This is a genomic window from Pedobacter africanus, assembly GCF_900176535.1.
GTDB lineage: Bacteria > Bacteroidota > Bacteroidia > Sphingobacteriales > Sphingobacteriaceae > Pedobacter > Pedobacter africanus.
This window is the reverse complement of the sequence record NZ_FWXT01000001.1, coordinates 1,912,910-1,926,394: the sequence shown is the minus strand read 5'-3', so window position 1 is coordinate 1,926,394 and position 13,485 is coordinate 1,912,910. Positions and strand designations below refer to the sequence as shown.

7 protein-coding genes are annotated in these 13,485 nt (G+C 43.2%); all 7 read right to left on the bottom strand.

What is annotated here, in order from left to right; all coding sequences use genetic code 11:
- Nucleotides 1–2 precede the first annotated feature (2 nt).
- The gene (locus B9A91_RS24525; protein WP_084237831.1) at nucleotides 3–1,919 is read right to left on the bottom strand and encodes an ATP-dependent DNA helicase; all 1,917 of its coding nucleotides are present in this window, start codon (nucleotides 1,917–1,919) and stop codon (nucleotides 3–5) included.
- Between the two features lie 98 nt (nucleotides 1,920–2,017).
- Complete coding sequence (locus B9A91_RS08000; RefSeq protein ID WP_084239629.1) at nucleotides 2,018–3,589, bottom strand: calcineurin-like phosphoesterase C-terminal domain-containing protein; 1,572 nt, start codon at nucleotides 3,587–3,589, stop codon at nucleotides 2,018–2,020.
- Nucleotides 3,590–3,645: 56 nt separating this feature from the next.
- Nucleotides 3,646–5,400, bottom strand: a complete 1,755-nt coding sequence (locus B9A91_RS07995) for an NHL repeat-containing protein (protein ID WP_084237830.1) — start codon at nucleotides 5,398–5,400, stop codon at nucleotides 3,646–3,648.
- 5 nt (nucleotides 5,401–5,405) lie between these two features.
- On the bottom strand, nucleotides 5,406–8,204 hold the full coding sequence (locus B9A91_RS07990) for a M16 family metallopeptidase (RefSeq protein ID WP_084239628.1): 2,799 nt from the start codon (nucleotides 8,202–8,204) through the stop codon (nucleotides 5,406–5,408).
- A gap of 32 nt (nucleotides 8,205–8,236) precedes the next feature.
- Entirely contained in the window at nucleotides 8,237–8,704 is a 468-nt protein-coding gene (locus B9A91_RS07985) for a hypothetical protein (protein WP_084237829.1), read from the bottom strand.
- 7 nt (nucleotides 8,705–8,711) lie between these two features.
- Nucleotides 8,712–10,151: a RagB/SusD family nutrient uptake outer membrane protein gene (locus B9A91_RS07980; protein WP_084237828.1), complete on the bottom strand. Its 1,440-nt coding sequence runs from the start codon at nucleotides 10,149–10,151 to the stop codon at nucleotides 8,712–8,714.
- A 17-nt stretch (nucleotides 10,152–10,168) separates the two neighbouring features.
- Nucleotides 10,169–13,354: a SusC/RagA family TonB-linked outer membrane protein gene (locus B9A91_RS07975; RefSeq protein ID WP_159451666.1), complete on the bottom strand. Its 3,186-nt coding sequence runs from the start codon at nucleotides 13,352–13,354 to the stop codon at nucleotides 10,169–10,171.
- Nucleotides 13,355–13,485 lie beyond the last annotated feature (131 nt).

The following is a 13,485-nucleotide window of genomic DNA, read 5'->3' as shown; positions in this document are numbered from 1 at the left end:
TTTTAAAACAATTGTAAACTGCCAGGCTGCTGTGTTGCGGCTGATGAACCACCTGATTTGGTGCTTGTCTTTATTTTATGTCTATTGATCCATTCCAGGTAATGTTCTTTTTTCAGGGGCTCTTTTAGCAGTCCCGCAGCAAATTGCATCAACGCCAGCCTGTTTTCAATAACCTGCCTGTACTTTATCAACAGGTGCTGTATCTGCTGCTGAATTTTGTTTTTAGGCTTAATCCTGATGTTCTTATTGACGTTATTCAGCAGTTGCATGGTGATTTCCCTGGTGAAATAAGTAAGTGCCGATTCGATACGCTCCTGTAAAACCGATTGCACGCCAAAGCCATCTTTATGGTGCAGCTGTTTAACCTGCTTCTGAAAACGGTCTGAAAGCAGCATCAGCTCATTTATCGCTTTGTTAAGCTGAGCCAGTAATGCTTTAAATTCAGGTAAATGGGCTTTTGCAATTTCCGTATTGGAGGCAATATTGTCCAGCCCAGATAAAATGCTGTTTAAAGCGAAATGGTCGAGTATCAGCTTGAGAATGAATTTTTCCTGTGCAGTAATCAGGAGACTATCCATTTCCTCGGCTTTTACCGGTTTCATATAATTGATGACCTCGACATTCGACCTTAAGCTTTCTGTACTGATCTTTGATTTTAAGATTAACCCACCCAGTGTGCGTACGCGGCTTAATGCGACATACACCTGTCCGGCTACAAAGGATTTACCGGCATCGATAATGGCATGGTCAAATGTCAGGCCCTGGCTTTTATGGATCGTCACTGCCCAGGCCAGTTTAATAGGGTACTGCAAAAATTCGCCCACCTGTTGCTGTACAATTTCCTGTTCCGGATCTGTTTTATATTCGAATGAGGCCCATGACGTTTTTTCCAGCAGCAGGTCTTCTTCCTGAGGAAAGGAGATGTAGATATCTCCGTTTGCTACCGACTTTACCTTACCTATTTTCCCGTTGTAGAACCTGCGGTCCTCGCCGGTATCGTTCTTGATGAACATGATCTGCGCACCTTCTTTAAGTTTGAGTGTTTGCTCGGCCTGCAGGCTCAGGTCTTTAAAATCGCCGTTGACCTCGGCTTCGAAAGTATATTCAGTGCCCGATAGTTCATCCAGTTTCTGCTGGTTGATGCTGTTGGCCTCAGCGTTATGGGAAGTAATGATAATGGGGTTCAACTCATCCGAAGCACTGAACTGTGGATTGTACCTTTGGTTCAGGAGGGCCAGACTATCTGCCTGGATGTCATTATTCCGGATGTCATTCAGAATATTGATGAAATCGGTTTCTGTTTGCCGGTAAACGGTAGTCAGTTCTACCTGCAGCAGCGGGCTACGACGAATCACCTGGGCATCGAAGAAATAGGGAGAAGGATAAGCCCGGTTCAAAAAAGACCAGTCTTCTCTTTTGGTTACAGGAGGGAGCTGGTACAGATCGCCGATCAGCAGCAGCTGTACGCCTCCAAAAGGGGACTGGTTTTTTCGTACAGCACGTAAAATGGCATCAATAACGTCAAGTAAATCGCAACGCACCATCGATACCTCATCTATTACCAAGAGTTCAAGCTCGTTAAAAAGGTTGAGCTTGTCTTTGGTGTAGCTTAGGTCCGATACCATCGATTGGATAGAGAGGAAGCCTGCCTGAAGATTTTCGAGGCTAATGTCGCCAGGAAAAAAGGAGCCCGGGGGCAACTGAAAGAAGGAATTTATAGTGGTGCCCTTGGCATTCATGGCAGCTACCCCGGTAGGAGCAATAACGGCCATCTTTTTGCTGCTATTTTCCCGGATGCGTTTGAGCAGGGTAGTTTTACCTGTTCCCGCCTTTCCGGTCAGGAAAATATTCTGATTGGTATATTCAATAAAAGCTAAAACTTTGTCGGAAACAGAACCGGAAGATGCGGCATTACTCATGTCCCAAATTTAGTGGATTTTTTTTGCTGTTGCAGGTATGAGTTTTGAACAGTCTGCATGCAATAAGAAAGCCCTGCCGTTGCGGCAGGGCCTCTGTTTTACTCAATTGTGTACGTGCTTTTTTGTATAAACGAGCGGTTAAACATATCGGTAGCTTTTACCTCAATGTTGTGTTTGCCCGTTGGTAATCTGGTAGATATAGGGCCTTTCCACAAATGGGTGCTTTTTGCCGGGTTGGATGGGCGCCTGGCTTTTTTTGTTTTATCGGTAATACTTTTCCATGTAGCTACTTCAGCCAGGTAAAAGGGGTCAAATTCGATGCTTTGTTCCATGTTTTTCCATTCGCTACCATCAATCCGATATTGTACCTGGTCATTTTTAGCGCCGGTGTAAAAATTCACATAAATGTAGGCAAGCGTGTCACTGTCCTTTTTAAGCTTTTCAGGAGCGATAATCCTCATTTGATCGGCAGCATCTTTACCTGCAACTTTATAGTCGATGATATACTGATTACCTTTAAAATGAATGAAACCGTATCCTTTGGGTGTGCCATCCCGCATGGTAGAAATGGGCGTCCCGTCTTTGTCGTTTAAACCTGAGTAGAAATCTCCCGAAGCAGTTCCTATGTTGAAATGATGATGTGGTTTGTCTTGCAGCCATTCAGAACCTTTTACATAAAAATCCTGACGCTGCATATGGGTATGAGCAGAAATAGAAAGGGTATTTGGAAAATCCTTAATGGCGTTGAATAACCTTTTTCTGGTTGCTGAACTGAAAAGGAATTCAGGCTCGCTCATCGGAATGTGCATGGTCAGTACAACCAAATAATCTTTAGGTACATGCCTCAGGTCGTTCTCTACAAATTTTAACTGATCTTCCCTCAGACCGCCATAGTAACCACGACCATCACGCGGATCAGGATACAATACATTATCCAATATAATGAAGTGTACTTTCCCATAATTAAATGCATAAGTAGCCGGACCAAAATGGGCTTCAAAGGATTCATCTGATAGGGAATCGGTGGGGGCATCGGCATTCAGGTCGTGGTTGCCCATCATGTTGTACCAGGGAATGCCCACACGTTTAACCGCTGCGGTATAGGCTGCAAACAGATCGAGTTTATCGCCAACCTCATCGCCCATACTGATGCCAAAGGAAATGTTTTTAATGCCTTCAACCTCCGTAATAACATCTTTTATAAAGTAATCTACCTGTTCCTGATTGTATACCTGAGGATCGCCAAAAATCAAGGCAGTATAGTTGTCTTTTTCTGTTGATGGCTTTAAGGGAAAATCAATCGATTTAGGCAATGGGCCGGTAGGGGCAACGCCCCTGTATTTAAGCTGGGGCGAACCCTGGGGTTTGTGGATGTAAAAGTATTGCGGCAGGTTATCGGCATTGACCGGCACCTGGTAGCCACTTGGTTTAATGACACTGATGATGTCATCATTGCCAACCCGAAGGGTATAAAACCCCTTGTTGTCTGTTTGTACCACTTCCTGCCCATTGGTTACCGAAACATTGGCAATGCCTTTCTCGGATTTATCTTTTTTACCGTTTCCGTTCGCATCGGCAAATACATAGCCGGTTGCAGTGGTTTGGGCTTGTAAAGTGCTTGCAGAAAAGCAGGTGAATGCCGCAAGTATAAAAAAACTGAACTGTTTCAATTGATATATGTTTAAAAGCTTTACATGGGTTGTTAAGCCCACGTAAAGCCGGGATGTTATTTCGTGTTAGTGTACTTGTAAACGGTTATTTTCTTGTCGGTAGTGGTGGTTACAGCAAGATAAGGAATCCCATCAGGTGAAACCTGCATGTCAAATGCGTTAATTTTTCCGGAAACAACCATTCTGGGTGTATTCCAGTTTTTAGTCTGATCATTAAAAGTACGCACGTACAGACCAGTGGTATTTGCGAACCCGAAATACAGCTTGCCCGTTGGATCTACAGCTAACGCATATTTATCGGTCTGGTCCTGGCTGTTTCCAGCTGAGCCAAGCTCTTCCCAAGTGGTACCGTTGAACTTCATTACACGGTTCAAACGTTGATTAGCAGATACCGTCTGAAAACCAATATAAACAGTACCATCAGCTGAAGCTGCGCCAATTACAGATGTAAAACCTGGTAATCCGTCGGAAGTTCTGAAGCTAACAGGCCCAACCGGCTTCCAGGTATTGTCGGTATATTTATACATGCTAAGATTCGAACTTCGGTCTAAAACCGCCATGTAAGTTTTACCGTCTAAGCCCTTAAATACCTGTACTCCGCCTATTAAAGGGTTTGTGATTGAGGGAGTAATACTATTCCATTGGTCATCCATATTTGCTGCAACATATATAGCTTGTCTGGCATAGCCTGGTGCTACTGCAGAAGCTGCGGCTGCAGCTATAGGTCTATTGAATTCCCCAATTGTGAATGAAAATTTGCCTAGTTTGACAGGGCTGAAATTTTTGTTGCCAACAGGAACCCAATTTTCATTGGAATATTTTAATACCGTTGCTTTTTGTTCATCTTTATAGTAATCTTTATAACCGACATATGGTACGCCAAGGTCATCAAAAGCGATTTGGGCGAGATCGGATTCGTCATCTGAGAAGCCTTCAGGGTTCCCAACATTTTTCCACCCTGTGCCTGTGTAACTGATTACCGCAATTTTCTCTTTTTCATCAGGAATGACAGCACCATTCTCGTCTTTCCCACTTCTTATGTATACCAGGTAAGGATATTTAGTGAATGGATGAATTGCCATTTTTAAATTTGATGATTCACTTCCTATGATGCTTTTATCACCAATCATCCACCATTTAGGGCCAATAAAAGAAAGTGCAACTTTAAAGTCTACTGAGGCAGGTAAACCTGCATCGGTAAAAGTGTACGCTACGGGGCTATTAAAATTGTTGGGTGTAACTTTGCTTTCCTGTGTCACTGCCCCAACTTTTATTATTGCCCCTGTTGTTGTCTGGAACCTGGCTACCAGTTTTGTGATGTCTACGGTTTCATGAACAGCAATATCAATAATTAATCCTCTGATGACCGCTTTGTAATCTTCTTCAAGCCCCGGGTTATCTTCTTTATAAAAGCCAAAGGATTGGAAGGCTACTTTCTTTTCGACGCGCACGGAATAGCTACGCGTGCTTTTGTCTTCCGCTTTTACACGGTAGGACACCGGATTGGTAAAATCCTGCTCAGTAATGCCACTTTCCTGGACTTCAGATCCTACCTGCACAATGGTGCGTGGATTATCCATCAAAAAGCTGGCTTTAAGATTTGTGACGTCTACCTCTGTCGGCAACTGTACCACAATCTCGTCGCCATTTATTATCCCTTCGTATTCTTTATTTGCATCAAGTGCATCTTTCACGATGAATTTAAAGGATTCAAATCCTTTGCCGTACATTACGGGGTCTTTTTTACAACCTGTATAAACACCCGCCATGAAAAGCAGGAACAGGATGGTGATATTTTTAAAAGTCTTCATAACAATTAGTTTAGTGTCTTAAAATTCTCAGGCATCAGTACTGCTTTAATGCCCGGTGTTTCAATCATGTATTTTTTAGCATAATCGGAAACCATTTCAGGGGTGATGCGGTTGATCATGTTTTCGTAGTTGTTGAAATAACTGTAATCCTTAAAACCGAAGTAAAACTGATTTCTAAGGGCCGAACTCCAGAACAGGTTTTTACCTACCTGTTTCTTATAGCCATCGATCTGCTGTGTTTTGATGTTGGCCAGTTCGGCAGCAAAATACTGCGGATTTGCTGCAATTTTTTTAACCTCGTCCCGGGCTTGTTTAACCAGAAATTCCGCCGATTCCGGAGCACAGGTAAAGGAGATCCTCGAGCGGATTAGCGGTGCAGGGACGCTGGTGGCTGATACCGAAACACCGACACCATATACGCCCGAATTCTCTTCGCGAAGGTTTAAGCGGAGCTTTACTTTCAATACCTCCTGTAAAAGCGTCTGAACCAGTATTTCAGGATAATCATAGTTTACCTGATTGTTTTGGTAAAAAAGGTTTACGGTGCTTTTAGGTGCAGTGCCCGCATACATCAGGATGTCTTTTGCTCCATGGCCTTCAATAGGACCTTTATAAACAAATTTTGCATTGTAATCACCACCGGGTAAACCGCCTATATACTGCTCAACCAAAGGTTTGATGCTGTCGGGGTTAAACCCACCTACAATGACAAACTGGAAATCTTTAGCTGAACCAAACCGGCTTTTGAAAATCGGGATGATGTCTTTTAATTGTGCTTCTTTATTCAGGCGGGCTTCCGACAGGTTTGACGCATAGTCATCGTCGCCTTTCAGCAGTTCAGCTATGGCTTTATTGTAGGCGTAATTCGGAGAAAGTTTGTTGTTCTCCATCTGTTCTATGGTTTGCCGCTTTGCCTGTTCAAATGTTAAGGGATCAGCATTGGGGTACATCCATTTCAGGTACATGAGCTGGAACATGGTTCTGGCATCCTTCCAGTCGGCACTGGTCACTACACCTTCCCTGGTATTTGATAAAACTAGGGTGGCAGAAGCTGAATTTCCGGTAAGGAACTCAGTTAATGCGCGTCTGCTGAAAGGGCCCGCACCACTCAGGCCGGTAACCGGCTTTACAAACTGAGCGGTTACATATTGTGCTGAATCCAGGGCGTAAATTCCACCTTTCCGGAAGCCCGATAAAGAAAGGTAATTTTTACGTTCTTCGGTCGGCTTCAGATAAACAATGGAGCCGTTGGATAAGGTCCATTTGGTAAGCCCAATAGGAGATATGATTTCCTGTTTGACCACTTTACCAGCTTTTGGTTCTTGTGCCAGCAGTTTTTCAGGAATGCTTAGCTGGTCTGACCAGGGCGCAATCTTTTCTGAGGCTGCTTTGGCAAACATGGCCTTTAAGGCTGGCTGGTCAGGTAAACTGGTTTTGTCCTTTTCCGGCGCGGTAAGCAATACCACGGTATTACCTGGCTTGTTTACCGATTTCAGGAAGTCGAAGAGCGTAAGGGAGTCAATTTGCGGTGCGTATTTGAGCGCAAGCCTGTTGCGTTCCGTTTTAGCCAACATGGTGCTGCCGTTGTAAAATACATCGTGTATTTCATTGACATAGGTTTCTCCTTGCGTTTTATCCTCCGAGGCTTCAGAACGTTTAATTGCTGCAATATACTCATCACGGTATTTTTTTATTTCATCGCTGGTGAACCCATAACGGAAAATCCGCTGCGTTTCGGTTAAGTACTGAGTAATTCCCTCTTTGATTTTGTCGTGATACAAAGCTGCCCCGCCCGAAACAATGCCATTTTTCAGCACAATATTGCTGACCGAGAAGCTGCCCTCCTTAAAATCATTCTGCAGTTGAGAGATTCTGCTGAAGCGGCTTTTGGTCAGAGCATTGAAAAATGAACGGATAAGCTGAGCTTTATAGTCCTGCTCTGTTTTGATCCCACTAAAAGACCTGATCTTATTAAAAACGCTCAGTTCAATGGCATTGGCTTCCTTGTCGGTAAGGATAGAAAACAAGGTGTCACGATGCTGAGGTAATTCATAATATATCCTTGGGGCCTTGCTTTTAGCTTTGTACTGGTTAAACTCATTTTTGATATAAGTTTCCACTTTTTTTGGATCAATATCCGTTATAATGGCAATAGACATTAGGTCGGGGCGGTACCATTTTTCGTAAAAGTCTACAATGGTTTGCCGTTTAAAGCTCTTCAGGATGTCAACCTTGCCTATCGGCAAGCGTTCGGCATACCTGGATTTGTTGAACAGTACGGGCAGGTATTGTTCCCTTAAGCGGTTCGCTGCACCTTGTTTGCTACGCCATTCTTCGATCACTACGCCACGTTCCTTATCGATCTCATGGCTGTCGAAGGTTATGCCAAATGCCCAGTCAGCCATAATGTCGATAGATTTCTCCAGGTTTTTCTCGTCCTCCGTATTGATACTGATCTTATACACCGTTTCATCAAAACTGGTGTGTGCATTCAGGTCGGCCCCAAACTTTACACCTTTAGATTCCAGGAATTCGATCACATCATTTTTAGAATAATGTTTGGTCCCATTAAAGGCCATGTGCTCGATAAAATGGGCTAGGCCCAACTGATCAGAGTCTTCCTGTAGTGAGCCTGCATTTAGAAACAATCTCAGAACCGAATTACCTGGTGTTTTGTTGCTTTTGTAAATGTAATAGGTAAAGCCGTTTTTAAGCCTTCCCGTTACCAGGTTCGGGTCTTGACGCAATTGCTGGGCATAGCCGCCGAAACTTAAAAGTGCCAGGCAGGCCAGTAATAACGGCATCAGATTTATATTTTTCCTCATCATTGCCTTCCCTACTTTTTAGTGATGATCAGTTGACGCTGTAGCTGGTCTGGCCCAGGCATACCCATTGTAAAGTTCCGGGTATTGCTGATTAGCCGAATGGTAATGGTATTGTCTTTTGCCGGATCAAGGACAGATTCTTTCCATGCAATTCTGATGGCACGCTCAAAAATCCCCTGTGGAAAAGTCAATTTATTACCAGTGGTAATTAGTGTAAAATCACGACCATCCTGCAACCCGTCACCCACTTTTACTTCATATTGCAGGTCAATAGGTTCAAACTGAAGCTGGGCACTTAGGTAAACTTTATAGTCTACGGTGTCTTTACGGTTGGATAAGACTTCTATAGAACTTTTATTCTCAAAATTGATATGAAAAAAAGGATTGTCATAAGGAACCTGTTCCTTTGAACAGGATGCAGCCAGTAATACCAAAGGTAGAATACAGATACTGAGCAGATTTTTTATATTATTTTTCATTTCTTTATTAGTTATAGCCAGGGTTTTGTTTCATTGCCTTGTTGGCATCTAGTTCCTTGGTTGTAATCGGTAAAACAAATTTATCGTTCGGGTAGTTGAGACTGCAAACCGTCGAGTTGCAGTCGTTCCCCCGTTGGAGATTTTCTTTACGTCTTACCAGATCAATCAAACGGTGCCCTTCAAAACACAGCTCACGGTTTCTTTCATCGGCAATCTGCTTGTAGAGGTCAGCAGCTGAACTGTAAATTATCGTAATGGTTTTATTCGGATGCGCTCTTTGCGATATGATCTGAAGATCTTTTGCTGCATCATCATATTTACCAAGGTTCCAGTTTGCTTCTGCGCGGTTCAGGTAAACTTCCGAAAGGCGGATTACCTTTATTGTAAATGGATTTGGAACTGTTGAAATGCTGTCTGCATATTTTTTGGTGATCGATTTTGTAGAATTGACAGAAAACATGTCTTTCTTTCTGATGTCGTTGGCATCAAACAGGCCAAGTAATTTGGCTGATGCTTTGTACCTGGCAGCTGAGAAAGATGAGAATATTGTGTTGATATCGGTGGCACCGTACTTGTCTTGTCCCTGAGCGGATAATTGGAACAAAATCTCAACTTTTGGTGAGGAAGAGCTTAAAGGGTAGGCGGTAAATACTGTCTTGTAACTTGATGCAGTGGCCAGCGCATAAGCCTTGTCGTTAATCACCAGATCCGCATTTGCAAGGCTTTGTGTCCAGTTACCCTGATAAAGATAAACCCTGGATAGCAGGCCCAGCGCTGCCTGATAACTTATCAACGCCTGATCGGTATTACCGTAAATTTTTAATACTGGAATTGCATCACTGATGTCCTTAATGATTTGATCATAAGTTTCTTTCATTGTATTGCGTGGTACCTGTTGGCCGGGATTTGGTGTTTTTAACAAAAGAGGAATTCCCATATGTGAGCCATCTGCTGTGAAAGTATAGGGTTGCGAAAACACTTTGCTCAAATCCAGGTGGCATATTGCCCTAAGCACCAGGGCCTGTGCCTGTAAAGCATCCAGCTCTCCCGTACTACCTGGAAATTTTGCTTTCAGTTCAGGTATGGCATTGATCAGATTGTTCACATTGTTCAATGTCTCATAAATATCTAACCATATGTGGCCTGCACCACTGGCTTCGTCTTCGGCTGTGCTGCTAAAGTTAAACTGTTCGGGCATATAAACATTGTTTGCCGGCACATTCACCAGGTTATCTGACGCTACATCACCATACATACCAAATTCATTTCTGTAATAATCGAGCATGGATTTATAAGAACCCATCAGCGCAAGCTTTGCGCCGTTAACGTCTTCAAACAGTACCTGTTTACCTACTTTACCTATAGGCTCTTTTTCAAGGAATTTTTTACATGAACCCACACTTAGAGCAAGCAAGATCAGTAATGCTATTTTAGCTATATTTTTCATTGTTGTTTATGTTATGGTTAAAAGCCTACGTTTAAGCCAAAAGAGAGCACAAGAGGTTGAGGGTATGGATTGAAATAGTTCTTGTAATCGTTGTAACCTTTTTTGGTTTTATAAGGTGTCCAGAAACCAACATTGTCTGCCTGAGCATATATGCTGGCGCGCCTAAGTCGTATGGCTTTTAATGCGCTTTCCGGTATTGCATAATTTACACTAACATTGGTTAATCTTAAGCTTGTCTTCCGGTGAAGGAACCGGGTTGAGTTACGTCCATTGTTTGCATTTTCACCCAGAACGGTTTTAGGGACGATGCTAAGGTCACCGGCTTCTCTCCAGCGGTCAAGCTGGTTTCTCGATTGGTTGTCGGAAGCAAGGTTCCTTCCATCTGATTCAGCATCGCGCTGCAAAGCACTAAATGCATATCCGCCTACATTATATACCATTAGCGCACTAAACGAAAAGTTTTTATATTGGAAGGTATTTGTCATGCCCCCAAAAAAATCAGGATTGGGATCGTCAAGTATGACACGATTGTTCAGGTCAAATTCCTTGGTAATATTGCCCCGGTTATCGTACCACAGCGGACCGCCGTCTCGGGGATCTACTCCGGCCCATCTGATCAGATAAAAGGTGCCTATGGCGTCACCTACACTTCTGATCGTATTGCCAAAAACCTTATTGTTGCCATTGTAAAGCTTCACAATATGGTTACTGTTGTGCGACAGGTTAAACCTGGTTTTCCACTCAAAATCCTTCTTCATGATGTTTTGTGTGTTTAGGGTAAGTTCAATGCCGCGGTTCTTTACAGTCCCTAAATTCTGAAGGATTCCTGTAAACCCGCTTGTGCGAGATACGTCTACGTCGTCCAGAATATTTTTAGTGATGTTCTGATAGGCTTCAAGTTCAAGGGAAATTCTTTTGAACAAACCAAGACTAATACCTCCATTTAAAATGTAGGTGGTTTCCCAGGACAGCACAGGGTTTTCACCATTTGACATGATTGCTCCAGGCATACCGATATAACTATTGTCTGTACCCATGCTGTAAATCCCTTTTGATTTATATGCCCCTATCCTGGAATTGCCGTTTGTACCGTAGCTGAGTTTGATTTTCGCGAAATCAATTTCTTTTACAGACCAGAACTTCTCTTTGCTGATGGTCCATGCGGCCCCTATCGACTTAAAGGTTGCCCACCTTACATCGGTTCCGAAATCCGAATTGGCATCACCCCTGAAGCTTCCTATCAAATGATATTTGTCTGATAAACTGTAGTTGAGCTGTCCATAGTAGGATAAACCACTTTGTTCGGCCGCCGAACTTGAACCCGTTCTGGTTGCAGCGTAGGTCACTTCTCTGATCTTATCGTTTGCAAAACCGATTCCATTAGCAGATAATGACCGCCTGTCCCTGTTGGTAGCTTCTCCACCCAATAAGGCAGAAAAGGAATGGTTGCCAAATTTCTTATCAAAATTAATGCGATGTTGAGAGTTCCAGGTAAAGACTGTACTTTGCCCTTTATAAGCTTCCCCGCCATCTCGGCCAAGGAATGTAAGCATAGAGGTATACATGCTCTCGTTTACTGAAGAGTAATCTATACCATTGGTGGTGGTATATGAAAGTTCGGGCAATATGCGGATTGTTCCACCAATATTTCCATTCATAGCCATGGTTTTCTGGTTGTCGTCATTAAACTTTGCGTCGGCAAGTTTATTGTAAAACTTCATAACATAGGATCCATCCGGATTGAAGGGGCTGTCAATAGGTCTGTTGATGTAATAGGCATTTCCAGGATTAAACATGTCATTCAGGTTATATGAAGCGCCCAGGCGGAAAAACATGTCAATTGACCGGTTTACTTTCTGATCAAGGTTAATTCTTGTAGAAAACCTTTGCGTAGTATTATTGATCATGATGGGTTTCTCTTTGTAGTAAGCCCCAGAAACATAATACCTGGTTTTCTCGTTTCCTCCTGAAAATGAAAGATCATGCTGACTGGTTACACCGTTACGGTAAAAGATGTCATACCAGTCGGTACTTGTTCCCAAATCCTCAACCGGATTCACTGATAATGGCGAATTGGCAAAAGATTCCGAAATGAGTTCTCTATACTCATTCGCACTGAGAACATGAAAGCGGTTGTCGTTTAAAAGGTTCAGACCAGTTCTGAAACTGTAGTTAATCCTGTTTTCGCCATCCCGTCCCCTGGTAGTTGTAATCAGTATCACCCCGTTTGCACCGTTTGCACCATAAATTGAAGTTGCGGTAGCATCTTTCAATACAGTTATTGATTCGATGTCATTCGGGTTAAGGTAGCTTAAGGGGCTAACACTGGTATTGGTGCCCGGGATCATATTGGTCTCATCACCTGTATTTATCGGGATTCCGTCTAACACCCATAGCGGCTCATTGGAGGAGCTGAATGTCGCATCCCCTCTAAGACGCGTCTGGAATCTTGGTCTGGCACTTGCTGCAGTTGCATCCTGCATGTCAACCTGTAAACCCGGTACAATACCTTCCAGCAATTTGTCAATCCTATCGAGAGGTTTACGATCCAGGTCTTTTCTGTTTACCTGAAATGCGCTCCCGATCTGGTTTTCTTTTTTTTCAGAAGTACCATAGGCGGTAACAATAACTTCATTCAGTTGGCTGGCTGTTTCTGCCATTACAATATCAATGATTTTATTTCCGTTAATAGCGATTTCTTTAGTGCCGTAACCTACCATAGAAAATACCAGGGTACCATTGGCAGGGGCCTTGATGCTGTATGTCCCATCGCCGAAAGTAAGCACAGCTTTTTTTGTTCCCTTAAGCGTAACTACCACCCCGGGAAGAGCCAGATCTGGCTGACCAGGCGCTTCTTTCGATTTTACGGTTCCTTTAACGATGATCTCCTCCTGCATAGTTTGTACGCTTCTTGCCTCAGAGATGATGACTGTCTTATCAATAATCTTATATTCCAACGCTTTTCCGGCCGTGAGCTGTTTTAAGGCCTCTGTCAGTTCGGCGTTTTTGAGTTCAAGGTTAACCTTTCCTGATTTTTTCAGCACATCGGCATCGTACAGGAAGAAATAGCCGGTCTGCTTTTTAATGTCCAGGCAGACGCTTTCCATCCCTGCATTGCGCACCGATAGGTTTACTTTTTGGGCATAGCCTGAGGCTTGTACAGCCAGGCAGCCCGCGATTAATAAGAAAATAGTTAACCTCATAACTAATAGTAGTTTTCTATTAAATGACCTGCATTCTCCCGCATACTTGCCGGGAAGGATTTGTTTCATATTTTTGTATGTGTTGGTTTTGAAAAATTGGTTGAATTCGAAAAGCGATCAAATAAACACAG

Bases quoted from the DNA above. Each gene is read 5' to 3' on its own strand.
- B9A91_RS07985 (WP_084237829.1), bottom strand. From the start codon at position 8,704: ATGAAAAATAATATAAAAAATCTGCTCAGTATCTGTATTCTACCTTTG.
- B9A91_RS07980 (WP_084237828.1), bottom strand. From the start codon at position 10,151: ATGAAAAATATAGCTAAAATAGCATTACTGATCTTGCTTGCTCTAAGT.
- B9A91_RS07975 (WP_159451666.1), bottom strand. From the start codon at position 13,354: ATGAGGTTAACTATTTTCTTATTAATCGCGGGCTGCCTGGCTGTACAA.
- B9A91_RS07995 (WP_084237830.1), bottom strand. From the start codon at position 5,400: ATGAAGACTTTTAAAAATATCACCATCCTGTTCCTGCTTTTCATGGCG.
- B9A91_RS24525 (WP_084237831.1), bottom strand. From the start codon at position 1,919: ATGAGTAATGCCGCATCTTCCGGTTCTGTTTCCGACAAAGTTTTAGCT.
- B9A91_RS07990 (WP_084239628.1), bottom strand. From the start codon at position 8,204: ATGCCGTTATTACTGGCCTGCCTGGCACTTTTAAGTTTCGGCGGCTAT.